Source organism: Dorea acetigenes (assembly GCF_025567385.1).
In the GTDB taxonomy this organism is placed as follows: domain Bacteria; phylum Bacillota; class Clostridia; order Lachnospirales; family Lachnospiraceae; genus Claveliimonas; species Claveliimonas acetigenes.
In genome coordinates, this window is record NZ_JAOQJU010000012.1 from 1 (window position 1) to 25,812 (window position 25,812).

Here is a 25,812-nt window from a genome sequence, read left to right on the forward strand (position 1 = left end):
AACTTACGTTTCTTTTAGACCGTAGGTCTATTAAGGTTACCCTTTTCCAAAAAAATCTTTTTCATTTTCCTCTTGACATATCACCAAATTGCTTTCCGGTTAATATAGCGTATACCTCATCCACATCACCCTTTGCAAGGCGTTCCGCCACTGTGTCATCCAACATTTTCTCAGCAATGATAGAGAGGATTTCCAGATGTTCTTCACCGACGCCTGCGATTCCGATCACTACATTGACCGTACTTCCTTCCCAGTCAACCCCTTCCGGAAATGTCATAACTGCAATCCCGGAAGCCTTGATGTCCTTCTTGGCAGCTTCTACGCCATGAGGAAGCGCAAGACCATTTCCCATAAAGGTAGAAAAGGATTTTTCTCTTTCCACCATTGCATCTACATAAGGTTCATCCACATATCCGGACTTTACCAGCATCTCACCTACCTGACGAATAACCTCCTCTTTGGATGCTGATTTACAATTTACACGGATATTTTCACGGTATAATAATTCTTTTTTTTCTTCTTTCTTTTTGTTCTTAAAAAACATAATCCCATCCTCCTTAAATTGATTTTTTGTCCCGGGTTTTTTATAAGTTTTGATTACTTATCTTCTTTCTGACTTTATTATAAAGCCAGAAAACCAAGGTTTTCAATTCAAAGAAGATGGGATTTGGCATCATCAGATAGCGCCAAAACTACGCACCTTTTTCTTCATTTTTCAGCCGGACAACCGGATATTATCCTGACAGCCCGGACAAATATTTATTGAAATATTTCTTCAGATATCGTGAAAGGCAGTCTTTAATCTCCTCTTTCCTCCCTCCGGATACCACATCCATAAATTCATACTCTTCTATCAGAAGGCTGCTGATATACCCTAATATATCATTATTCACCTTCAGATTCTCATCCTCCGGAACCAGCATAACGAACACAACCTTAATGCCTTTCAGATACGGATCCTGGAACGCTTCCAGATTCTTCGTCATGCACACGCTGAAGCTTGGACGGATTACGCCCTTTGTACGTGTATGCAGAAGGGCGAAGCCGAACTCTGCAAAAACCTGGCTGGCAATCTGCTCCCTGCGCATAATATCTTCCCTTATCATTTCCTGGCGGTCCGAATAGGGAGACAGCTTCTCTCCAATGGCAATCAAAAGTTCTTCAAAGGTAATCCGGTTATCTACTTTAAAAAATTCCATATACTTAATTACTTGGTTAATCTGTGCCGCGACCAGATTAATCTCCTCTAGCTGCACCGAAAATTCATCTGCTTCTTTATTCTTTTCCGGCGTACGCTCATATTGATATACCTTTCTGCGGATTTCCTCCATATCCGAATCATTCAGCAAGGGATTGACGAATACCACCGGTGTTTCCATCTGTTCCAACGGAATACTGGAAACAAAGAAGTCCGTCTTCCCCATAACATAGGGAGTCACATCATTCTTCCCATAAGCGGTAAGCTGCACCCGGTCCCGAAATACCTTCTGAAGCTTGGACGCCATCAGCCGGGAGATTCCGATGCCGCTGGAGCAGACGACACCCACATGAACCTTTCTGATTTCTTCATTCCGGTTTTCCAGGCGGACAAGTGCTGCACCAAAATGCACCGTAAGGAATCCCGTCTCTTCCTCGGGAACTTTCTTCCCTGTATAGGCTTCCAGAACCCCGGCGACATGTCCGCACTTCTCATAAATATCCGCATAATTCTTCTTTATGTCGGAAAGCACCGGATTCTGTATCTGCATCCTGTGAATCAAGCGGATCAGCGTAGGCTGCAGATGGGCTAAAAGCCCCTGGATAAATTCATCGTCCTGCCGCAGCAAGTAAGCGCTGTCCTTATCGAATGCATCAATCATTGCATTCACGAGGCGCTGCATCTCCTGACTCTCTGCCTTCAGCACCGTCTTGCCGTCCCATTGGATTTTCTCATGTTTTGCTCCCTTGATGTGCAGACAGATATAGGAAATCTCTACCTTCGGAATCTGAATTTCAAATTCTTCTTCCAATTCTCTTACGATAGCACAGGCCAAATGATAATCTTCATCCTCCTCTATCTTCTCCTGCCATCCGCCATCCGGCTCAATCACTTCCCCCTTCAGGATTCTGTTAATAGCAATAGACGTGTGGATAATAAGACCTACATAAGAGTTCTCCGTCAATGTCAATACCCTCGTATTCCCCATCCCGGTAATGCAGTCCATTACCCGACGCATAATATCATCATTCAGTATCTTGCCTATATTCCCTCGTTTCAGCACCTCATACCCGGCGCCATTTTCCGGTTCTTCATAAGCCTCTCTCACCACCTGCGTGTCCATATTTTCATTAATGAACGCACGAATTGCTTTCCGGTAATTTTCCTCACTTCCCTCAATCACCGTGCCGCTGCCGGGCTTGCGTCTGACAAAAAGGCCATATTTATTCAGCCATTCCTCAATAGCTTCCAGGTCCGTACTCACCGTCGCTTCACTGACACCAAACTGACTGCTGTAATAAAAAAGTTTCTTTAGACCTTTTTCTTTTAATATTTCCAGAATCAGACGCTTGCGTCTCTCTTCCCGGTTTCCCGCATCGTAGTCTTCTCCCTGTCCGATATCCGCAAACAGCCGTTCTCTTTCTTCTTCACTTCCGGTCAGCCAGACTCCCACTCCGGTTCTGGAATGAAATTGGATGTCATAATCCTTTAAAGAGCCGCTCACATATTCCAGCTCCCGCTGTACCGTACGCTTGCTGACTCCTACCTTTTCTGCCAGGCTTTTCACAGAAATTGCCGTTTTCTCCTGAAGCAGCACTTGAAAAATCTGTTTCATACGCGGTGTAAATTTCATCATCTTCCCTCATTCCTTCTCTGAAGTTGTTCTATCAGTTCCTCATATCCACCTGCACTAACCAGGTTCTCAACGGTATAGACTTCCCTCTCCTGGAATTTCTTCGGCAGCATTACAAAATAATCCCTCTGACAGACAATTAAATCTATCTCCTCCGGAATCAGATCCGAAGCATATGCTTTCACACAGACATCTTCCATTCCTCTTGCTGCAAGCATTCTACGGAAAATCGCCGCGCCCATCGCACTGGACCCCACACCGCCGTCACACACAAATCCGATGTGCCCGATTCTTTTTTCCTCTTTTCCTTCCATCTCTTTTTCTTCCTTTTTTCCTTTCTCTTCTCTATCTTCCTGTTCGGTCTTTTTCCGTTCTTTCAATCGAAGAATCAAAAGGCTTCCTCCAAAAGACACTGCTACGGACACGAAAATCCCGGCCAGTACAGGAATCACCATCCCCCTCCCTGCCATAAGCAGGATAATGAAAATGCTGCCCGGCGACACCATTCCCTTTAAACCGGCATCTAATAAGACAAAGGTAAAATTCCCTGCCATACCTCCCAAAATTAAAGGCGCCAAAAGTCTCAGATCCGACCAGACAAAAGGAAAATAAACCTCATGGATTCCTCCTGCCAGCTCTGCAGCAATTGCCGAAAGATATTCATTCCTACGCTCCTTCTTCACGACAAAAAGCGCCGCAAGCATTCCAAGCCCCGGTCCCGGATTCGTTTCCAGTAAAAATAACACAGAACTCCCGGTCTCCTGCAGCTGCTCCATCCCCAGTGGAACCAAAATGGCAAGATTCACCACATTATTCATAAAAAAGACCTTAAGCGGCTCAATAATAACACTAAGAAGCCCGATTGCACGATACGTAATCAACAGATTCATCATCCTGCCTGCCAACCCTGTCGCCATCGCCAGCACCGGACTTACCAGATAATAAGAAAACACAGCCAGAACGCTTCCGGTAATCCCCATCGCCAGATTCTTTCCCAACATCTGAAATCCTGCTCCGGCATACTTCTCAATCAGGGGTTCTTCTTTCCTCCACAAAAATCCCGCTGCCGGTCCAAGAACCATCGCTCCCAGAATTCCGACAGAACTTTCTGCCGTCAAAAGCCCCGCTGTGGCGAGAACAGCCAATATGCCGCCTCCTGTCTCCCCTACTTTCCGTCCTCCCTCAAATGCAAGTAAAGCAGGAAGCACAACTTCATAGACCAACTGCGAAATGGCATACATATTCTCATTGGGAAACCATCCCTGGTCATGAAAGACCACAAACAGAATCCCTATGAAAATAAATATGCCAATATGTTTCATAATAATCCGGGTATAAAACTTCCCTAGTTTATTTAACTTTTCCATATAATTTCCTCACACTGTTTTGAGAAAATTATATCATCTTTTCTTTAAATTCTCCACTAATTCTTCGTATTGAGGAGCTGCAAGGAAATTCGTAATCAGAATCAGTTCTGCGTTCGGATTACTGTGTGCCGCACGCTCTCCCAGTTCTTCATGGGTCACTACAATCTGCACATCCGCCGGAATAGATGAAACCGGAGTATGGATAACTTCTATCCCTTCTATTCCTGCCGCTGCAATCTTTTTCTTCAGAACGGTTGCTCCCATTGCACTGGAACCCATGCCTGCGTCACAGGCAAATGCGATCTTATGGATCTTACCCGCCGTTCCTTCTATTCCCTTTGCCTGCCGTTTCATGGCATCTTTCTTCTGCTGTGCCTCTTCAAGAGACGTATCCTTACCCATGAATTTCAGAATCGGCACCGCAATCAGGAAAGCAACCGCCGCCGATACTGCAACTCCGATAAATAATCCCAGATAGCAATGGCGCTCTGCCATCATAGTCAATGCGATAATACTTCCCGGCGAAGCAGTAGATGTAAGCCCCACATCAAACAAACTAAAGCAGAATACCCCACTTGCGCCTCCTGCAATAACTGCCAGCAATAAAAATGGATTCATCAGTATATACGGGAAGTAGATTTCATGGATTCCTCCAAAGAAATGGATAATCACTGCTCCCGGCGCCGAACTTTTCGCACTGCCTTTACCTGCGATACAATAAGCAAGAAGAACTCCAAGTCCCGGTCCCGGATTCGATTCCAGCAGGAAGAAAATAGATTTCCCAGCTTCCTCTACCTGCTGTATCCCCATTGGTGAAAAAATACCATGGTTCAACGCATTATTTAAGAACAGCACTTTAGCCGGTTCGATAAAAATACTGGTCAGCGGAAGCAATCCATGATCTACGAAGAATCCTACTCCGGCGCTCATAATACTATTCAGGAGATTCACCAGCGGCGTAATCCCTACCATTGCCAAAAGTGCCAGAATCGCACCGATAATTCCTAATGAAAAATTATTAACCAGCATCTCAAAACCTGGCTTGATATGATTCTTCAGCATTTTATCAAACTTCTTGATGATCCATGCAGACAGCGGTCCTACAATCATGGCTCCGATAAACATCGGCACGTCAGATCCTACAATCACACCCATAGCCGCAATCGTACCAATTACACCGCCTCGTTTTCCGGCTACCGCCTCACCGCCCGTATAGGCAATCAGCAGTGGAAGCAGCATGGATGACATAGGCCCTACCAACTGCGCAAATTTTTCATTCGGAAGCCATCCAGTATCGATAAACAATGCCGCGATAATCCCCCATGCGATAAAAGCGCCGATATTAGGCATTACCATACCACTTAAGAATCTTCCGAATACTTGAACTTTCTCTTTCATTGATTTCACACCTCTTCACTTTCTCTTTTTTATTCTGAGGTATGATTGGCCAATCAATCTCTTCTTTCTATGATTATTATAAGGAAAAAAGCACAAGACTTTCAAGCAATAGAAAAAGAGATTTGGCACTACCGGATAGTGCCAAATCTCACAAAATACATTCTTCTTTAATTTACGGTTCTCTTCACATAGGTCGTATGCAGCGTCTCATGTGCCTTATGGCTTCCCGGTTCGCCCAGATACTCCTCATAGAGTTTCTTAATTGCCGGATTCTCATGGGACTTACGAATCGCTTTTGCCGCGTCATTCCGGTACAGCACACCCGCACGGATTCCCTGCACATCCTTGAAGTTACGCACATCGCCGGATACCTGCGGCTGTCCGCCGCCGTTTACACAGCCTCCCGGGCATCCCATAATCTCAATAAAGTGATAATTAGCCTCACCGGACTTCACTTTGTTCAGCAGGTTTCTCGCATTGTTAAGACCGGAAGCCACCGCAACCTTCACTTCCATGCCCGCCACATTGTATGACGCTTCTTTCACACCTTCCGTTCCGCGGACATCTGTAAATTCCAGACTGGTAAGTTCTTCTCCTGTCAGTACTTCTACCGCCGTACGCAGAGCCGCCTCCATAACGCCTCCGGTAGCGCCGAAAATTACGCCCGCTCCAGTAGATTCTCCCATCGGATCATCAAATCCTTCGTCCGGCAGAGCCGTAAAGTCGATGCCGCAGCGCTTAATCAGCCTTGCCAGCTCTCTGGTTGTAATGGCAATGTCCACGTCCGGTACACCCGCCGCGCTCTGATCGTCTCTTCCGATTTCAAATTTCTTCGCCGTGCAGGGCATAACGCTGACAGACACAATCTTCTTCGGATCAATTCCTTCTTTCTCCGCAAAATAAGTCTTAAGCATTGCGCCGAACATCTGCTGCGGAGACTTGCAGCTTGACAGGTTCTCTGTCATATCTGGGAAATAATGCTCACAATACTTAATCCATCCCGGTGAACAGGAGGTAATCATAGGAAGGACGCCGCCGTTCTTAATGCGATCCAGAAGCTCTGTCGCTTCTTCCATAATCGTAAGGTCTGCCGCCCAATCTGTATCAAACACTTTGTCAAATCCAATTCTTCTGAGGGCTGCTGCCATCTGCCCTTCCACATCCGTTCCCATAGGATAACCAAATTCTTCACCCAGGCCGGCTCTCACAGATGGAGCCGTCTGCACAACCACATATTTTTCCGGGTCTGCAATGGCTTCGATAATCTGATCCGTACAGTCCTTCTCATATAACGCACCGGTAGGACAGACTGCAATACACTGTCCACAGGATACACAACTGGTCTCTCCAAGCCCCATATCAAAAGCAGATCCGATAAATGTATCAAAACCACGGTTATTCGGTCCAATCACGCCAATCCCCTGAGTCTTCTCACAGGCTGCCACACAGCGGCGGCACAGGATACATTTATTATTATCACGCACCATATGGACAGCAGAGTCATCCAGCTCATAGTGGTTACTCTCGCCTTCATAATAATTCTCGTCATCCACACCATATTCCCGGCAGAGCTGCTGCAATTCACAATTCCCGCTTCTTACACAGGAAAGACATTTCTTATCATGGTTGGACAAAAGGAGCTGCAGCGTCCGCTTTCTGGACTGAATCAGCTTCGGCGTGTTGGTGTAAACCTCCATTCCTTCATTTACAGGATGCACGCAGGCTGCCACCAGGTTTCTCGCACCCTTTACTTCTACCACGCACATACGGCAGGCGCCGATCTCATTGATTTCTTTCAAATAACATAAGGTCGGAATCCGGATTCCCGCCAGATGTGCCGCTTCAAGGATAGTAGAACCTGCAGGGGCGGATACATTAAGTCCGTTAATTTTAAGATTAATATTTTCCATATTCTCCATCCTCCATTACTCTTTGTAAATAGCGCCGAAACGACATTTTTCCATACAGGCGCCACATTTCACACATTTATCCTGATTAATCATATGCGGCTCTTTTACCTTGCCGATGATCGCGTCATTCGGGCAAGTTCTTGCACAGAGCGTACAGCCCTTACATTTATCAGCATCAATCTTATACTGAAGCAGGTCTTTACAGACGCCTGCCGGACATTTCTTGTCAACAATATGGGCAATATATTCATCCTTAAAATAGCGAAGCGTTGAAAGAACCGGGTTTGGCGCCGTCTGTCCCAATGCGCACAGAGAGTTGGATTTCAAATGATCCGCCAGCTCTTCCAGCCGGTCTAAATCTTCCATCGTTCCCTGTCCTTTGGTAATCTTATCCAGGATTTCCAGCATACGCCTGGTTCCCACACGGCATGGCGTACATTTACCACAGGATTCATCTACCGTAAATTCCAGGAAGAACTTGGCAATATCTACCATACAGGTATCTTCATCCATAACGATCAAACCGCCGGAGCCCATCATGGAACCAATTGCAATCAGGTTATCATAGTCAATCGGCACGTCAAAGTGCTCTGCAGGGATACATCCGCCGGAAGGTCCGCCTGTCTGTGCAGCCTTGAATTTCTTTCCATTTGGAATACCGCCGCCGATTTCTTCTACGATTTCCCGGAGCGTTGTTCCCATAGGGATTTCTACCAGTCCCGTGTTATTTACCTTACCACCGAGAGCAAATACTTTCGTTCCTTTGGACTTTTCCGTTCCCATGGACGCGAACCACTCGGCCCCGTTCAGGATAATCTGCGGAATATTTGCATAAGTCTCTACATTATTTAAAATTGTCGGCTTCTGGAACAGACCCTTTAACGCCGGGAACGGCGGACGCGGACGCGGCTCGCCTCTGTTTCCTTCAATAGAAGTCATAAGGGCTGTCTCCTCACCGCATACGAAAGCTCCTGCTCCTAATCTGAGTTCAATATCAAAATCAAATCCAGTTCCGAAAATATCTTTACCCAAAAGACCGTACTCTCTTGCCTGTCCAATTGCAATATTCAGACGCTCTACCGCAATCGGATACTCAGCACGCACATAGATATATCCCTGAGAAGCTCCAATTGCATACCCGGCAATCGCCATTGCTTCCAATACTACGTGAGGATCGCCTTCCAATACGGAACGATCCATAAATGCTCCTGGATCGCCTTCATCGGCGTTACAACAGACATACTTCTGATCTGCTGCATTGGCAGCCGCAAATTTCCACTTCAATCCGGTGGGGAATCCCGCACCGCCACGGCCGCGCAGCCCGCTGTCCAGAATGGTCTGGATAACCTCCTCCGGCTTCATCTCCGTCAGCACCTTGCCCAACGCCTCATAACCACGGGTTCCTATGTATTCCTCAATATTCTCCGGGCTGATGACGCCGCAGTTGCGCAGTGCAACTCTGTGCTGCTTCTTATAAAACTTCGTCTCTTGCAGCGGAAGCACCTCATTGCCTCTTACCGTCTCATCATACAGAAGACGGGTAACTACCTTTCCATTTACCAGGTGTTCTTCCACGATTTCCGGAATATCTTCCTCTTTCACCATGGAATAGAATGCTCCTTCCGGATACACAATCATAATCGGTCCCAAGGCACACAGACCAAAGCACCCTGTCTTTATCACATTTACATCATTTTCAATTCCCTGTTTTGCAAGCTCTTCCGCCAACTTCTCACGGATTCTCTGACTTCCCGAAGAAGTACATCCGGTACCTCCGCACACCAGAACATGATAACGATACTTTGTATCAAACTGAAGCTCTTCTGCCTTCTTTAGGCCCTTTATCAATTCCTCGTGTTCAGAACGGAACGCCACTTCTCCCTGCATTTTCTCTCTAATTACACGTAATTCTTCCAGAGATTTCATACTGTCCCTCCATTCAAATATTATTCGTATTTTGCCAGGATATCATCAATATCCTCTACCTTCAACCGTCCATAGACTTCATCATTAATTGTCATAACCGGCGCCAGGCCGCACGCTCCGATACAGCGGCAGGCGTCCAGGGAAAACTTGCCATCAGGGGTACATTCTCCGCCAACGATGCCAAGCTTCTCCATCAGCTTATTATAAATATCTCCGGAACCTTTTACGTAACATGCCGTACCAAGACAGACAGATATTTTGTATTTGCCCTTTGGATTCAGATTGAACTGAGAATAGAATGTAACAACTCCATATATCTTCTCCAATGGTATTCCCGTCTCATCAGAAATAATTTTCTGCACTTCAATCGGGAGATAACCGTAGATGTCCTGAGCCTTCTGCAGGATTGGCATAAGGGCGCCTTTCTCATCCTTCAGCTCGTGAATCACGCCAAGCAGTGCTTTTTCTTGTTCTTCGGTTCCCCGAAATTGAACAGTTGTTTTCTTAGAAAGCATTTTTTAACCTCCTTAAAATATAGTATTCACTTTCCGCTTACTCGCGCTTTAGTACCAGTATATTCTAACATAGAAGTTTCAGAATTACCATGATATTATCTCCTCTTTTCCTTTATTTTTTTACATTTTACAAAAAGATCCCACAATACACTGTGAGATCTCTCTGTCTTTATGAAAGAATCATAAAACTTATACTCCGCGGGAAAATCAAAAGCCAACCACCGAATCAATGGGTAATGACATTACAATCCCTTTAGCATCGCTATGCATCCCGCACTTTTCACCGATACTCTGCATAAGCTTCATCTTATTTTCCGTCTCTGAAAGTATCATTACGATTTCTTTCTCCTTCTGCACGCTAAGCCCCCAAAAATCAACTACTTCCTCATTTTCAATGCGGCGGCTCTGCACCACGGTTCCGCCTTTTGCTCCCACTGCTCTGGCTGCTTCCATTACATCACCGTCAAAGCCCCTGTTTACAATCGCCGCAATCAGAACGTACTTTGTTTCTGCCATTTCATTCTCTTCCTTTCTATCCATGAAATACATAGGTTTCTCTATATTTTGTGTCAACATACGCAGAATCAGATGATTTGCACCGGTAAGCGGTATCGTAAAGGCAACGCCGCTGTTCACAGACTCAAGCCGCAGCTCTGTGTTTAATTTATCAATCAATATATCCGATAAATGCTTTGGTACCATACTAATCAGTACACATTTATCAATTCCTCCAAGCCCTAACATATCCATTATTTCATTGGATGCGGTTCCCCTGGCGCTGAAACGGTACTGTACAGGCAAAGCCCCTTTTTGAAATATTTTCACCGCTTTTTCAGCAAGTTTGGGAGTCGTAATTAACATAAGCAATTGAAAAGACATTTTTTTTGCGTCATTCTTCATTTACTTCATCCTCCTCAAAGTCAACAATCATATCGCTATTATCGTAAAGTCCTGCACTTTGTTCCACATTTTTATGATGTCCGTCCATCTTATGTTTATAAACCAGTCCCATAATCTGCACAGCTATCAATGGTGTGAGTGCGACAAGTGCGACAACACCAAAAGCATCCGTCATGATATTTCCGCCAACTGCCTGACAAACGCCGATACTAAGCGGCAGCAAAAAGGTTGTCGTCATAGGTCCGCTTGCAACGCCGCCGGAGTCAAAGGCAATTCCAACAAAAATATCCGGCACGAATTTCGACAAAACCAAAGCAATCATGTACCCCGGAATAATTATCCATTGAATGGGAATTCCCAGGAGAACTCTGAGCATAGCCAGGCCGACACTGACGGAAACGCCAATCGCCATACACTGATTCATCGTTTTAACGGAAATGGCACCATTGGTAACATTTTCGACCTGGTGGTTCAGCACTTGTATCGCAGGTTCCGCTTTTACAATATAATATCCAATTAACATGCCGATTGGCACAAGCAGCCATTTAAACGACGCACCTGCCAATTCTTTTCCAAGATATGAACCCACCGGAGCGAAGCCTGTATTCACGCCGCAAAGGAATAGTACCAAACCAACGTAAGTATAAACAAAACCTACCATAATCCGTATAATCTGCCGTCTTTGATAGCGGTGGGCCAAAACCTGAAAAACAATAAATACCACCAGGATAGGAAGAAGAGATCGCATTACCTCCCCGGCATATACCGGCATCCCTCTCATAAATTCCCGCACAACATCCCTTGTCGTCACAACATCTGCCACATCAGTCACCGTGTATGTCGCTTCTGAAGGTTTATAAAAACATCCCAGAATAAGCACAGCAAGAATCGGTCCCACACTGGACAATGCAACAAGTCCAAAGCTGTCGCCTAAAGAATTTTTGTCACTGCGCATCGAGGCAAGCCCCACCCCTAACGCCATAATGAACGGCACGGTTATCGGTCCGGTCGTTACACCGCCCGAATCAAATGCAACAGCAAGGAATTCTTCCGGAACAAAAAATGAAATTATAATAAGCGCTATGTAAAAAATAAACAACAACGTCGATAAATGAATCCGGTATCGAATGCGAATGACTGCCAGGGCAAGAAAGATTCCAACACCGACCGCCACTGTCAAAATCAGTACTCTATTCGGAATTGCAGGAACCTGCCGGGCCAGCACCTGCAGATCCGGCTCGGATATTGTAATCATAACTCCCATAACAAAACTGATGAAAATCACAATCCCTGTTTTTCTGGTTCTGGATATTTGTACACCAATACCTTCTCCAAGCGGCGACATTGCCATTTCAGCTCCAAGTTGAAAAAATCCCATCCCCACAATCAGCATAACTGCTCCCGTAAGGAACATGACAACACTTCCCAGTTCCATCGGCACCAGAAAAACGCTGATAAGCAATACGATTCCCGTTATCGGCAGCACTGCTGAAAGAGATTCCTTTATTTTTTCTTTTAATTTAGGATTCATGAAGTCGGAACCTCCTTTCTGCAAATGGTAATTAAACCGGAGTCTACCATCTTCTCACAATGCAGTCAATGTTTTATTTCTCAAATTTTTCTAAAACTTTTATATCCTCTCTTTCTTTAAAAGGTGTAATTTTACTGCCTGTTCTTATTGCCATAAAAAAAATTCCCGGCAATCTCCCAATGTCTTACGATCGTGACAAAGGAATACTGCCAGGAATTCTCTGCTTTATTTACTTCACTTATTTACTTATCAAACTTCTCCATAAATCTCTGGATAATGATTGCGCATTCTGCACGGCTTGTGCCGCCCTGCGGGTCGAGACGGTAGGAACCGTCTGCATTTTCTTTTCCTTCAATGATTCCGTTACCTACCGCCCATTTCATGGCTTTTTCCGCAAATTCCGTTACCTTATCGGCGTCCGTAAATTTGCTGATATCGGTCGGTTCTTCGGATTCATACTTCATGTAATCTGCATAGCGGTACATCATGGTTACCATCTGCTCACGGGTAATCGGATCGTTCGTTCCAAAGTAACCGGAGTCTGTATAACCGGTAACTACGCCTATCTGTGATGCCCAAATGACCGCTTCTGAATAGAACTGTCCCGCCGGTACATCCGGGAATTTCGCCGTATATGTCACATCCGGCTCGCCGTTCATCCGGTAAAGAATGGTTGCAAACTGTGCACGAGGAAGGACAACATATGGTCCAAAATGCGTAGGATCCATACCCGTCATAATCTCTTCGTAGTAATTGTAAGCCACTTCGTTATAGAACCAGTCGCTTTCTTTCACATCTTCGTATGGAAGCTCTTTTCTTTGCAGAGCCTTTGCTGCTTTGTCAAGTGCTGCAGCCGCATCATCAATTTCTTTCTGCGTTGCATCCGCATCCGCCAATACTTCTTTCGCCTGATTCAAAGCTTCTTCGTAAGCTATCCAGCTTTCTTCCGTATACTTAGCTTTCTCGGTATCCGGTACCGCTGCCTTAACCACTGCTTCCAAAGCTGTCTTGTCTGTTTCATTCGGTTTCGCTGCTTCCTTCACTGTAACCTTGAAGGTCGCTGTCTGTCCGCCATATGCTACCGTTACTATCTGTTCGCCAACCTTGGTATTGTCATAGCCGCTTACTTCGCAATCCTTTACTGCAATATCTTTTTTGTCACCGTTACTGTATGTTGCGGTTATCTTTATTCCGGTAAGATCAAGCTCTTCCCCTGCTGTATACTCCGTCTTTTCCGGTGCCGTAACGGCAATGGATGATACTGTAACCGGATCCACAGGTTTTTGGGAATCTTTCACATCATAACTAAAGGACTTTGTCATGATTTTAATTCCTTCTTTATAGGATACCGTGGCTTCCCTTGATCCTGCTGTTGTTGTATAGAATCCGCGCACCGCATATTCATCGGCAGATAACTCCCGCGTTGTTCCGTCGGAATAAACCGCCTTTACTGCCATTCCTTCTGCGTCAAATTCCTCACCTATCTGATATTCTGTCTTACCCGGCGCTGTTACATCTAAATCTGTCAATTCTACGATTTTCTCTTTCGGCTGCGCAATGGAGATATAAGTAAGCTGTATAGTAAGGTTCCGGTTCTCTTCCGGCTTCACGCGAAGATCAATCGTAATATATCCATCTACAGCCTCCACTTCTCCCGTCACTGTTACCGGCGTTCCTCCTGCCACTTCCAGTCCGTCTGCCGAAAGCTGTTCTCTGCCGTCCGTATCATAGTTTGCATAGACAACAGGATTGAATGCATTAGACCACGTATTATTCAGACCAATCTCAACAGGATATTTTACGCCGTCTTCTGCTTCCGGCATCTGGAATTTATAAGAGATATACATCTCTTCTTCATTCAGAGAGCCGCCTAAGATAGCGCTGTCCTGCCCTTCTGCAAATACAAGGCTTTCTGTTACCGGGCATCCATCCTGCGCATCCGCTTTGGAATTTATCCACTTTGTAGCCACGGCATTCCCCTGCTCATATCCATCTCTGTCGCCATTTTTGTCATATAATCCCCAGCTATACTCTGTATCAATGCCTTTTGCAAATACCTGATCTGTCAAGCTTCCCTGTAAGGTTCCCTTTACCACGCCCTCAGAGGCCGTTGCCGGGTTCCTGTCGCCACAATCCACGAAATACAGTAGATTGCTGTCTGCTGACGCAGTTGTTTTCAAATTGTTAAAAGCATTCCCCAATGTTCTCTCGCAGCTGTCTACCTCTGCCTGTTCAGAAGCCGGAACATTTTCCCTGTCCAGATATACTTTTGCTGCGCTCTTTGCTGTTTGAAGAGCCTTCCATGAATTTTCTTCATACATACTTTCTTCATTTGAAAGCGAATCCACAACCTTATACAACTGTTCCAATTTACTTAAATCAGCGGAAGTGCTTTCAACCTTCGTAATTTTAATATAGCTTATATAGAAAGTTCCGCCGTTTACATCTCTCTCATAGCTTAAAGCAAGCTCATTTCCATCGGCTTCACCAACTTCAGCCTGAACCGTCCTGGAAATAAATTTATCCGTATATCCGGTTGCCTCTCCCATATTGAAAGTCTCAATCTCATTTCCGTTGGCTTTTACCGTTACATCTCCGCCCCAGCAGCTTCCCCATTTGTTACAATATCCGGTCTCTATCTGGTAATCACCCGGTTCCAACTCAAACGCATAACGGATATATTTATGGCTTCCTTCAAAATTATTATCCTTCGTCTGGTATGCCGTCGAACGGAAGGTTTTACTCTTGTCACTCTCATCCTGATTATTCCAGTCTGTCGTAGTCTGCCATTTTGTCCAAAGTCCCGCACTTCCATCTGACGAATCTATCGGATAATCTTCCTCTGTTGTCACAACACCCCATTTATATCCGGTCTGTCCGTCCATTCCATAATACCGGTCTGTTGTACTGTTTCTCGTTCCAAAAAGCTCTCCATCCGGAAGTGTTGTTTCATTGTTATCACCACAATCCACAAAGTACAGCACAGAACTGTCAACCTTGGAAGTATCCCTTGCAGGGATTGTTTGTATACTGAAATCATCTACATATACGGTTCCCTTTGTCAGCGAACCGGTATCAATCTCTATTTCAACATCCATACCCTCCGCAATCCAGAAATCAATAATCGTCTGCAGATACGCGTCCCCAAGATTGATTTCTCTCTCAGAAATACTTACCACATCTTTTCCTGATTTCACGGTAGCTCTTACTTTTACCTTGCCCGCCGCATCATCACTTCCTTTAGAATATACGCCGAGATAATAATTTCCGGTCGGGATTCCACTAATGTTCTGGCGAAGCGTACTGCCTTTTGTCATATCAGCGTGATAGCCATCATAACTGTCTGCGACCACCTTATTAACATCTGCTTTCTCAGCTTCCCAGCCTGCAGTATCGCCTGTTCCGAATCCCGGATTCACAATATAATCATCTACCGACTCTGTATTAACACCTTCAAAATAAACCTCAACCGATACGTCTGCCTTCACATTCTTAACTGCAAGTGCATAAGTTCCATCTCCACGCTTCACAGCCGCATCTGTACTATCCTTTCCATTTACAAGGATACGGTCAATGCCGGTCTTTGGAACTATGGTTACATCAAATGTTCCGCCCTCTTCCACCGTATTCTGTGCAGAAACTGCATATCCGCCTGCCGTTGTGCGAATCGCAATTGCATACTCTGTCTTCGGCTCTACAGCCTTTTCCAGCGACTCCGGTGTAATCACAAATCTGTCAAGATTCGGCGTTGTATTCGCCAGCACCTTCGTACCGGCCACACTCTGGGAACCGCCATAGAGGATTGTGATACCATCATCATTGTAGAATCGAAGGGTATTTTCACCCTTTGACAAATGTATCCTTATTGTTTTTTCCTTAAAGGTATCTCTGGAATATGTATTGATGAAATAATAACGCTCGTCGCTCGTTTCTTTCCCATCTTTATTCATCACAGATACTGACATATACTTATCAATAATCTTCGTATTATAGCTATGAGAACCGCAAAGTTCGTCATTGGACTGGAATACCTGCATCTGATAGTAACCGTCTGCAGGCGCCGTATAAGTAAATTCAAGATATTTACCCACTGTTGTCTTCGCATCCTGCGCCCCGGCCAGCTCGGCAACATACTGATTTCCCGAAGCTCCATTGCTTGTCTTTACTTCAATATCCGCTCCGTTTGGAATGCAGTTCTCCGCCTCAACCGTCCAGATAAGGTCTTCTGTATCTTCCTCACTTAATTGCTTCACATCCAGATAATCCAGCGCAATATCTGCTGTGGCATCCAGATCCACAATATTAATTCCTTTCTGGAGATAAACGGTGGCAACGGCAGTCTGCCATTTTCCGTCTGTCTGGCCTACAGATACCGTTTTCGCAAGATTTTTAAGTGATGCGTCCGTATTTCCCACGTAAATGTCAGCTTCCCCGGATTTCTCAGACTGATAACGAAGCTCCATATTATACAATCCACTTTCCTCAACTACAACTGTCCAGCGGATTCCACCTCCATCCTCCACGGATACGTCAGAAAGTCCTGTCACATAACCGCTTCCGGAATAATCCTCCAGATTCGTCTGCTTTTTCACACTTGACGTACGATTCACTTTATAAGTATTGTTGCTGACTAACGTATTAAAATCTGCATCTTCTGCCTCATATCTATCCCGCAGCCCGGTACCGCCTTCGCCATATGCACTGTCATAAGAGACAACCAGCACATCCTGTAATACCTCGCCGTTTTCTGTCGTATCGGCAGATGTTACCGTAATCGTATGGCTGCCTGCTGCCAGATCCACATACTCTGCATGGTTTCCGGTATTATTCGTCAGCAATGTATTCTTCATTGTCATTTCTACCGGAGTTCCGCCATCTACACTCATCGTCTGAACCTGGTTGATTCCAATGCTGTTTTCCGCGTCATTTCTCTGGGTTCCTGTTCCGTTTCCATATACATAAGTCAATTTATACCGGCCGTCTACCGGCACCTGCACCGTATAGGTTAAAGTGCCGCCCTGTTTCATCAGAACTCCGCCATCATTGGAAAGATATTTTGTAGGTCCGTAATATTTTCCTGCATCCGACCATAATCCGGTAACACTCGCATTGCCTGACGTTTGCGCATTTTCAGCTTCATAATAATTCATATATGCGCAAGTAAGATAATCTCTTTCCTCAGCCTCATCTGCCTCCGTAACGGTCAGGCAATATGCGGTAGAGAACTTCATATTCTGCATACTGACAGACACATTTCCATCTTTATCAACCTTAAAATTACCGTCAATAATTGTCGGCGGGTCATACTCAGCACCTTCCATGCCTACAAAGTTTGCCGCTTCCACCTTTATATGGACATATTCTGCGTTCTTGAACAAATCTGTTTTATTAAGATTCTTCAACTGAATACTGGAGGAACCATCCTGACCGCCGAAAAGTACCTTCGCACTTCCCTTTTCATCGTCGATTGCTGCCAGGCCATACAGTTCGTCATAATACGCACTGGAACTTACCGCCAGACGCTCTCCTGACATATCGCCATACCACTTAAATGTCCACCATGCTCCATTTCCTTCATTCGCCTCTGCCGCCAGGTCATTCAAATCATTCGCCTGGTGCCAGAACGGAAGACATCCATACAACCCGTTATCCTCCAGCCTTGCTACCCAGTTCACAAGGCGTCCCGGGATACCGCAGTCATATCCGGTCGCATACTCATTAATGACAATCTGTGGTACTTCCGGTACTTTTGTCACCTTACCAGCTTTATGGCTGTCAATTGCTTCCTGCCAATATTTATTCCATTTGGATACAAAATCAGCTTTATGGTCCGCCATCTTAACCAATGCATCCTCATCCAGCTCATGTCAAGTAATAATATCCGGCATACAGCCATTTTCTATACAATAGGGAAGAAATTTGTCCAGATCATAGGCGATTTCGTTTCCATCGCTATCCTTCGCACGCGCCGCTGCTTCTGCTGCGTTGATTCTCTCCACAATCGCCGCCTGTTCTTCTGTTGTTGCCGTCTCAGGAATATTCTCTACCTCATAGTCATCTTCGTGAACAAAACCAAACGCTCTGTTATAATACCAATCATTCGTGCCTGCAATTGTTGCATCTTTATCAGCACTCTTAATCGCCTCATAATAAGCTTCCCATGCCACTCCAAAATCTCTGGCTCCCCAATTCGGAGTCCCCTCATTGACCGGGACATAAATAATTGCTTTGTCAATATCTACCCTGGCGCCAATCGCATCTTTGGGCGCATCCGGAGTACCATGATCCTTTTTCCATGCCTGCTTCCATTCAGAAACTGCAGGCGCAATAATTTCCTTCAGATCCTTTGCATAAATCTTATAATCTGTCATAACACCAAATACACCATAGTAATTGCTGTTATACATCATTACCTGTTCGCCGCCGGACTCCAGAAAAGTCTTCGCCACATCCAACGCATCGCCATATGGATGCTCTGTTCCCAATGCTCCTTTTGTCGCCAGCACTTTTGCATTCAAAGGTACAATGGTATTGGTCGTCGGAACATCTTCATTACTCACTCCATACAAAAATCCTGCAGCTCCGTGCGTAACTTCTCCCTGCCGCTTTGATAGGTCCACAGATAACGCCTCCACGGAATTAACTGTAGAACTATTTGCTGCCTGTACGATAAGCAATGGGGAAAATGGCAATACGCCAACCGCCAGCAATACCGCCATACACCCACACAACGCTTTTTTCCACAACTTTTTGTGCATAATTATCCTCCTTCTACATAACTATTTGCTTGTATTATACTTCTGTTTTCAACAGAAAAAGGGGGACTTTTCTTTAAAAGGTGTAATTTTACTGCCCGTTCTTATCGCCGATAAAAAACAAAGGGGACAAGTTCGCCTCGAACTCCCTACATCATAAAAAAATTCCCGGCAATCTTCCAATGTCTTATAATCGTGACAAAGGAATACCGCCAGGAATTCTCTGCTTCATTTACTTCACTTATTTACTCTTATTCACCTAACACACCATCTATCGTTGTCTGTGCTTCTTTCGCCGCATCCTCCGGTGTTGCGTCTCCCGTTATTGACTTGTTGAATGCCAGTGAGATTGCATCGGAAATATCCGGCCAACTCTCATGAGGTCCTCTTGCCTTGGCATAAGCGAGCTGCTCCGTGAATACCTTATACGCCTCATTATCCTCACCTGTAAACTGTGTTGCAGCAATATCTTCCTGTGCTGCAATATACCCGAATGCAGACATCAGATATTTCACGCTCTCTTCAGAAGTCGCATATTCAAGGAATGCAACTGCTCCATCTTCATTTCCGCCGGAAATAACCGCATAATTCTCACCACCGATGTCAGAAGAATATTCCTGATCCTTCGGAATCAACGTCACCTTCCAGTTCAGATCCGGCGCTTCTTCTTCCATGGTAGGAATCTGCCATGGCCCGTTAATCATCATTGCCACATTACCGGAAATAAACTGGTTCATAACATCGCTCTGCGTCCAGTTGATGCATTCTTTGGACATTGCTCCGGATTCTGTCAGATCCTTGAATAAAGTAAGCGCTCTTATTCCGCCTTCGCTGTTAATCGTCTCATAGGATTCTCCTGTAGACCATACAAATGGCATAAATCCAAAGGTTCCCTCTTCATTCTGTACACTGCAGATTGCAAATCCGGTCACATCGCCTTGAGAAAGAGCCGCCGCGGCAGATTTCAGATCATCCCACGTCTCCGGCACTTCCACACCTGCCTCATTCAGCATCTCTTCATTGTAGTAAAGTCCCAGGCAGTTACATCCGAACGGAACGCCATACAGCGTATCATCCAGTGTACAGGAAGATACCGGAGCTTCGTAATAACCACTGACATCAAATTTATCTGTCAGATCTGCAAAAATTCCCATCGCCGCATAAGAAGCATGATCCGGTGAATCAATAATTACCATATCCGGAAGTTCATCTGCTGAAGCACCGATAGACAATTGCTTCTTAAAGTCTGCAAATGGTACATACTTTGACTCCACCTCATATTCATCCTGGGATTTATTGTATTCATCAATGATCTTGTTCAATGCAACCTGATGTCCCTCCGTCTCCCAGTAATACCATATCTCCACTTCTTCTGTTTTTTCCGCTTCTGTTGTTTCCTGTTCCGCATTATCTGAGGTTTCAAAATTACCGCATCCCGCTAAAAAACCGGCTGCCATTGCCACACATAACAGAGCACACACTACCGTTTTTTTCATAAAACCTTTCATCCTTTCTCTGTGTTTTCTGTTCTTTTGATCTACTTTCTAATATTATTTATTCGCTTTTCTAAATTCCGCCGGGGATAAACCGACCGTTTCTTTAAAAACTCTCCCAAAATATTTGGAATCAGAATACCCCACCTGTTCCGCAATTTCATATTGTTTCATATTGCTTCCAATCAGAAGCTCTTTTGCTTTGGCAATCCTTAAGTCCCGGATAAAAATGCTGAAATTTACCCCTGTCTCCCTGCGGAACTGGGTTCCCAGGTATTCTGCGGTCAGATTCAATTTCTTAGCAATTTCCTCCAATGTGATACCGGTATGATAGAATTCCAGCGCCACATTCTTCGCCCGCATAACAGACAGGCTTAACTCCTGTTCACCATTTTCTTTCTGCATCATCTTCAGAAGTTTCCTGCTGACCCCTTCCAGCTCTTCTATACTCCGGGCATCCATAATTTCCTCCAGGAGCTTCTGCTGATTAATCTCTTTCAGAACATCTCCCCGTATTTCTTTGACTACACTGATGACATTCCACAGAAAACGCACGAAGCATTCCTTTACCTCCTTCGGCGCATATACCTTTCCACTCCTGAAATACTCAAAAAACTGCTCCAGCCCCTTCTCCATCCTGTCATAATCGGATGCGCAGACTGCCGCCTTCATAGCTCCCTCCAGTTCTACCGGGTAGACGCAGAAAACAGTCTGAATCTTAAGTACTTTCGGCCAGGATATCAGAACTCTGTCACCCAGCACAATATTCCAATCCATGTACTGCAATAATGTATGGTATGCTTCACGGAGCGCTCCGGCATTCTCTGCCCGTATCAGCCCGTAACTCAAAATATACCGGCTTTTCTCCCTTTCATCCAGAAGTATCCGGTTCTGAAACCGTCGTTCAAGCCCTGCCTCGTCTTCATATTGATATAAGATAACTACCAGACTCTTTTCCTTCTCCACCTCCAGTATTTCATACTCCAGCTCCATTCTTTCCGAAAGCAGGAACCGGAGTTCCTTTCTTGCCCCTTTTACCCTTTCTTCATAATTCTTTCCCAGATAGCAGTTCAGAACAAGAAGCGGCTTTTCTTTCGTAATTCCGAATTTGTTGGACAGATAGCGCTCTTTTTCTGCGTCATATTCCATCGTTCCATAAAGAAAAGCAGACAGCAGATACGCAAGGCTCCCGATTTCTCCAGGAGCTTCTTTCTGCCGTTCTTCTATTTCTTCTTCCATGCGCTTCATGATTTTCATAAATTCGCCCACAACGATCGGCTTAATCAGATAGTCCATCACCCCAAGCCGCATTGCCTGCTGTGCATATTTAAATTCTGTATAAGCGCTCAGAATCACCGTCTTCGCCTGAATTCCCTCTTCTTCCATCTTCTCCAGCATTTCCAGCCCATCCATCACCGGCATACGGATATCCGTAAACACCAGATCCGGCTTAATCCTGCGGATGCATTCCAATCCTTCCTTCCCATTGTCCGCCATTGCCGCCACTTCACAGTCTGGATACAGTTTCTTTATCAGATTACTGAGTCCTTCTTTAATCCGCATCTCATCTTCCACAATCACTATCTTCATTCTTCTTCTCCTTCATCTACCGGAAACAAAAGAGTTACAACCGTCCCTTTGTCTACTTCACTCTCTATTCGTATTTTCGCTTTTTCTCCGTAATACATCCGCATCCGCATAATTGCATTCTCCATTCCGATATGGTTCTTCTCCGATGTCTTCGGCAGATTCCCCTCCCGAATTTTTTCCAGTACATCTTCCGGAATCCCCTTTCCATTATCTTCAATCCGCACGCACAGTTCTTTCTCTTCCTTCCGGATAGACACCAGAAGCCGATGGGCACGGCCTACATTTTCAAATCCATGTAAAATCGCATTTTCTACAAAAGGCTGCAGCAATAATTTATGAATCTTCACCATCCGGCAATCCGGTTCCACATGCACTTCACAGGTAAATGTATTCTTCAGCCTGGTCTGCTGCAGAAAAATATACTGTTTCAGCCATTCCGCTTCTTCCTGAACCGTCACAATCCCATTACTGTTATTAATACCATAGCGCAGAATATACGCCAGCGAGCCAATGGCGTTACTGACATCATAAGCTTCCCGGTCAATTGCCATCCAGTTAATCGTATCCAGTGTATTATACAGAAAATGCGGATTAATCTGCGCTTCCAGTGCCTTAATCTCAGCGTTCCGCATCTGCTCCTGCGCTTCTTTTTCCTTCTTCACAGACTTCTGCAGCTCACCCATCATCTGATTAAAAGAATCCCCAATGATTCGGATCTCTGTCGGCATTTTCTCAATCTGGTTCACCCGCACATCCAAAGAACCTTTGCCCGCTTCCTCCATCACACCTGCCACTTTCCTGATGGAACCGGTCAGATGTCTCGTCATAACAATAATGACGGCAACCAGCAAAAGTACGGACAGAAAACTCACGCCAAATAACAGATTCTGCTGCGATTTCAGCATTTCCACAGATTTTGCCTGGTTGGTAGCATGGACAATCTCCCACTCCATACCTTCATCATACTGGGTATAAATGGACACACTGTCTCCGGCAAGCATGCCTGTCCTGCTTACAAAATCCCGATAAGCTTCCCTCCTTTTCTCCACCGGAAGCTCCATATCTACAACCTTCTCCGCCAGCTCTTCATCCCTCACATAAGAGACAATCCGCCCTTTCTTATCTACAATAAAATTAAAACTGTTATATCCATTCTGGCCGTCTTCCTGCAGAGACAGGCAAATTTCCCGAAGCAGATTTTCATCAATGCTGATAACAATAATCCCTACCTGCTTCGTCGTGTCCCTGTAATCAATAATCCGATGCCCCACGTGGAACAAATAATGCACCTCCCCCGCAAACAACGAAGCCTCCTGTGTAGACAGCAGATGGGTCCTGTTATCGCCGGAAATCAGCTCATACAACTCATCCTGCGTATATTCACAGTTATTCTGCCAGGAATTTTCACTGGTAGAAGCAGTCAGATTATCATAAAAAGCGATGGTTCCATTGTCCGTAATCAACGTCATAGACTGAATATAATCCTTCGTATAAAACAATCCCCGTAAATATCTCCGGATAGCATTCCTATTTACCGCCACATTCTGTCCTGCATTAATCTCATCCACCATGCGGACAATCTCATCATTCGTATAAATCTGGAACAACACATCCTCATAAGAATCCAGCCATACATTTAAATTCACCTGCGTCTGCTGCAGATTCGCCTGCGTCATCTCATCCACACTGCTTTCCACTACTTTCGTACTATTATAATATGAAAAAAGTATCATGAAAAGCACCGGCAGGACGCTCGTCAATAAAAACGCAAGAATCAGCCTGTTCCGAAAACTCTTCTTTTGTATGGAAATTTTCATCTTTTCGCACCTTTCTCTCACCTTATGCTTACAATTATAGTAATAATTAAAAAAATTGTAAATATAGAAAAAATCTGCCGATGCATACACACCGACAGATAAAATAATTTCTTTGATTTTCTTATTCTTCCACTTCTACGATTAGATAAAACCCTTTTTCCGTCTCCTGGATTTCTCTTATAATCCCTTTCCGCGCCTTAATCCTCTCCACTGTTCGGTAAATCCCTGACATGGCAACCGAAGGCTCCACCAGATAAGTGTACCGTCCCGTGCTGGGGCTTCTTTCGCTGATTTCGACTTCCTGCCCTTCCGTAACCAGCCCCTGTCGCTCCATCTTGAACCGTTCCAGTCTCATACTATCATCTCCATCCTACCGTCCGCCAGCAGGCGGACCTTCTCATATACCTGCATATATTATAACGAAGGTATTTTCCACAGACAAGTACATTTTTAATAATGATATTTCTTCCGCTTTATCTGCAAAAAGAACGCCGTCACAATAACAGCCATCACTTCTGCCGCAACAACAGAGATCCATATGCCGTCCACACCCCATAATAACGGAAAAATCAACACCGCTGCAATCTGAAACAACAGCGTCCGTAAAAAGGATATGGCGGCAGATGTCACACCATCGTTTAACGCTGTAAAGAACGAAGAACCAAAAATCGCAAACCCTGAAAACAGGAAGGAAAAAGAGAAGATTGAAAAAGCATGAACCGTCAGCTCCAACAATTCCTCATCATAACCTACAAACAGGAAAGATAATGGTCTCGCCAGCGCCAGAGCGGCAGCAAACATAATAACTGCAAATACTCCGACTAAAACAAAGCTCTTTTTTAACAGCCCCTTCAATTCTCTGTGATTACCCGCGCCATATTGGTAGGAAACAATCGGCGCAGTTCCGACAGAGTACCCGATAAATACTGCCTGAAACACCAAACTGACATACATCAGAATCCCATAAGCGGCAACCCCATCCTCTCCGGCGTATTTCAGCAATTGCACATTATATAGCATACTTACAACCGACATGGAAATATTACTCATAAGTTCCGAAGAACCATTGACACAGGTTTTTATCAGGGATTTCTTATCAAATTCTGTTCTCCCAAGCCGTAAAAGACTATTGTTCGGACACGCAAAATAAACAAGCGGTACAATACCTCCCACACACTGACTGATGGCAGTTGCTGCCGCAGCCCCTTCCAGGCCCCAGGAAAATACGGCAACAAACAGGGCGTCTAAAATCATGTTTGTCAATCCTGCCGCAATCGTTACATAGAGGCCAAGCGTCGGCTTGCCTGCTGTTGCAAATAGGCATTGGAACTCATATTGCAGAATATATGCCGGAATCGCCAGCAAAATAATGCGTCCATAGGTCACGCTGTCTTCCAACAGGCGCCCTTCTGCACCAAGCACGGTAGCGAAAGGACGAATAAACAACATTCCCAGCAAGGCAAGCACAATACCGCATATTGCAGATGTATAAACAATCAGCGAAAACATCTGCCTTGCTTTTTCTATTTTCCCTTCTCCCATCGTCTTCGCAATGAGCGCACCGCCGCCCGTCCCGAACATGAACCCCAGCGAACCAAGTATCATCAAAAACGGCATAATAAAGTTGACTGCCGTAAATGGTGTCTTTCCAACAAAATTAGACACAAAGAAACCATCTACCACCCCATAAACAGAAGTAAATACCAGCATAACGATGGACGGAAATGTAAATTTTAACAGCTTTGCATAATTAAAATGATCTGAAAGTTGAATGTGCAT

General features: G+C 45.0%; 16 protein-coding genes. All 16 read right to left on the reverse strand.

Going from position 1 to position 25,812, the window contains the following annotated elements:
• Nucleotides 1-61 precede the first annotated feature (61 nt).
• The 16 genes from OCV99_RS10480 to OCV99_RS10555 all read right to left on the reverse strand — a co-directional run bounded on the left by OCV99_RS10480 (nt 62) and on the right by OCV99_RS10555 (nt 25,812).
• Nucleotides 62-544, reverse strand: a complete 483-nt coding sequence (locus tag OCV99_RS10480) for a PTS mannitol transporter subunit IIA (RefSeq protein ID WP_158370433.1) — start codon at nt 542-544, stop codon at nt 62-64.
• 190 nt (nt 545-734) lie between these two features.
• Nucleotides 735-2,834 carry a BglG family transcription antiterminator gene (locus OCV99_RS10485; protein ID WP_262575401.1) on the reverse strand — a complete coding sequence of 700 codons (2,100 nt, stop codon included), beginning with the start codon at nt 2,832-2,834 and terminating at the stop codon, nt 735-737.
• The gene (locus OCV99_RS10490) at nt 2,831-4,198 is read right to left on the reverse strand and encodes a PTS sugar transporter subunit IIBC family protein (RefSeq protein WP_158370435.1); all 1,368 of its coding nucleotides are present in this window, start codon (nt 4,196-4,198) and stop codon (nt 2,831-2,833) included. The genes OCV99_RS10485 and OCV99_RS10490 overlap by 4 nt, the downstream gene beginning before the upstream one ends.
• Before the next feature lie 33 nt (nt 4,199-4,231).
• Nucleotides 4,232-5,596, reverse strand: coding sequence for a PTS mannitol transporter subunit IIBC (locus OCV99_RS10495; RefSeq protein WP_158370437.1), 1,365 nt, complete (start codon nt 5,594-5,596; stop codon nt 4,232-4,234).
• Between the two features lie 167 nt (nt 5,597-5,763).
• Entirely contained in the window at nt 5,764-7,506 is a 1,743-nt protein-coding gene (locus tag OCV99_RS10500) for an NADH-dependent [FeFe] hydrogenase, group A6 (protein ID WP_158370439.1), read from the reverse strand.
• Between the two features lie 15 nt (nt 7,507-7,521).
• Entirely contained in the window at nt 7,522-9,432 is a 1,911-nt protein-coding gene (nuoF, locus tag OCV99_RS10505; protein ID WP_158370442.1) for an NADH-quinone oxidoreductase subunit NuoF, read from the reverse strand.
• A gap of 20 nt (nt 9,433-9,452) precedes the next feature.
• Nucleotides 9,453-9,947 (reverse strand): NADH-quinone oxidoreductase subunit NuoE family protein, encoded by a 495-nt coding sequence (locus tag OCV99_RS10510; protein WP_158370443.1) that lies wholly within the window; start codon nt 9,945-9,947, stop codon nt 9,453-9,455.
• A gap of 207 nt (nt 9,948-10,154) precedes the next feature.
• Complete coding sequence (locus tag OCV99_RS10515) at nt 10,155-10,847, reverse strand: transposase (protein WP_158370445.1); 693 nt, start codon at nt 10,845-10,847, stop codon at nt 10,155-10,157.
• Nucleotides 10,837-12,378: a DUF1538 domain-containing protein gene (locus OCV99_RS10520; RefSeq protein WP_158370447.1), complete on the reverse strand. Its 1,542-nt coding sequence runs from the start codon at nt 12,376-12,378 to the stop codon at nt 10,837-10,839. Before OCV99_RS10520 ends, OCV99_RS10515 begins: the two co-directional genes overlap by 11 nt.
• A 242-nt stretch (nt 12,379-12,620) precedes the next feature.
• Nucleotides 12,621-18,215: a bacterial Ig-like domain-containing protein gene (locus OCV99_RS10525; protein ID WP_158370448.1), complete on the reverse strand. Its 5,595-nt coding sequence runs from the start codon at nt 18,213-18,215 to the stop codon at nt 12,621-12,623.
• 30 nt (nt 18,216-18,245) lie between these two features.
• Complete coding sequence (locus tag OCV99_RS10530; RefSeq protein ID WP_262575405.1) at nt 18,246-19,136, reverse strand: hypothetical protein; 891 nt, start codon at nt 19,134-19,136, stop codon at nt 18,246-18,248.
• 248 nt (nt 19,137-19,384) lie between these two features.
• Nucleotides 19,385-20,629, reverse strand: coding sequence for a sugar ABC transporter substrate-binding protein (locus OCV99_RS10535; protein WP_158370450.1), 1,245 nt, complete (start codon nt 20,627-20,629; stop codon nt 19,385-19,387).
• 54 nt (nt 20,630-20,683) lie between these two features.
• A complete protein-coding gene (locus tag OCV99_RS10540) occupies nt 20,684-22,216 on the reverse strand; it encodes a response regulator (protein WP_158370452.1) in 1,533 nt (510 codons plus the stop codon).
• A complete protein-coding gene (locus OCV99_RS10545; protein ID WP_158370453.1) occupies nt 22,213-24,033 on the reverse strand; it encodes a cache domain-containing sensor histidine kinase in 1,821 nt (606 codons plus the stop codon). Before OCV99_RS10545 ends, OCV99_RS10540 begins: the two co-directional genes overlap by 4 nt.
• 121 nt (nt 24,034-24,154) lie before the next feature.
• On the reverse strand, nt 24,155-24,388 hold the full coding sequence (locus tag OCV99_RS10550) for a hypothetical protein (RefSeq protein WP_158370455.1): 234 nt from the start codon (nt 24,386-24,388) through the stop codon (nt 24,155-24,157).
• A 95-nt stretch (nt 24,389-24,483) separates the two neighbouring features.
• Nucleotides 24,484-25,812: an MATE family efflux transporter gene (locus tag OCV99_RS10555; RefSeq protein WP_158370457.1), complete on the reverse strand. Its 1,329-nt coding sequence runs from the start codon at nt 25,810-25,812 to the stop codon at nt 24,484-24,486.

Excerpts from the sequence above, each read along its gene's own strand:
- OCV99_RS10545 (WP_158370453.1), bottom strand. The coding sequence starts at position 24,033 with ATGAAAATTTCCATACAAAAGAAGAGTTTTCGGAACAGGCTGATTCTT.
- OCV99_RS10525 (WP_158370448.1), bottom strand. The coding sequence starts at position 18,215 with ATGGCGGACCATAAAGCTGATTTTGTATCCAAATGGAATAAATATTGG.
- nuoF (WP_158370442.1), bottom strand. The coding sequence starts at position 9,432 with ATGAAATCTCTGGAAGAATTACGTGTAATTAGAGAGAAAATGCAGGGA.
- OCV99_RS10530 (WP_262575405.1), bottom strand. The coding sequence starts at position 19,136 with ATGCACAAAAAGTTGTGGAAAAAAGCGTTGTGTGGGTGTATGGCGGTA.
- OCV99_RS10535 (WP_158370450.1), bottom strand. The coding sequence starts at position 20,629 with ATGAAAAAAACGGTAGTGTGTGCTCTGTTATGTGTGGCAATGGCAGCC.
- OCV99_RS10480 (WP_158370433.1), bottom strand. The coding sequence starts at position 544 with ATGTTTTTTAAGAACAAAAAGAAAGAAGAAAAAAAAGAATTATTATAC.
- OCV99_RS10490 (WP_158370435.1), bottom strand. The coding sequence starts at position 4,198 with ATGGAAAAGTTAAATAAACTAGGGAAGTTTTATACCCGGATTATTATG.
- OCV99_RS10485 (WP_262575401.1), bottom strand. The coding sequence starts at position 2,834 with ATGATGAAATTTACACCGCGTATGAAACAGATTTTTCAAGTGCTGCTT.
- OCV99_RS10550 (WP_158370455.1), bottom strand. The coding sequence starts at position 24,388 with ATGAGACTGGAACGGTTCAAGATGGAGCGACAGGGGCTGGTTACGGAA.
- OCV99_RS10555 (WP_158370457.1), bottom strand. The coding sequence starts at position 25,812 with ATGCACATTCAACTTTCAGATCATTTTAATTATGCAAAGCTGTTAAAA.
- OCV99_RS10510 (WP_158370443.1), bottom strand. The coding sequence starts at position 9,947 with ATGCTTTCTAAGAAAACAACTGTTCAATTTCGGGGAACCGAAGAACAA.
- OCV99_RS10520 (WP_158370447.1), bottom strand. The coding sequence starts at position 12,378 with ATGAATCCTAAATTAAAAGAAAAAATAAAGGAATCTCTTTCAGCAGTG.
- OCV99_RS10500 (WP_158370439.1), bottom strand. The coding sequence starts at position 7,506 with ATGGAAAATATTAATCTTAAAATTAACGGACTTAATGTATCCGCCCCT.
- OCV99_RS10495 (WP_158370437.1), bottom strand. The coding sequence starts at position 5,596 with ATGAAAGAGAAAGTTCAAGTATTCGGAAGATTCTTAAGTGGTATGGTA.
- OCV99_RS10515 (WP_158370445.1), bottom strand. The coding sequence starts at position 10,847 with ATGAAGAATGACGCAAAAAAAATGTCTTTTCAATTGCTTATGTTAATT.
- OCV99_RS10540 (WP_158370452.1), bottom strand. The coding sequence starts at position 22,216 with ATGAAGATAGTGATTGTGGAAGATGAGATGCGGATTAAAGAAGGACTC.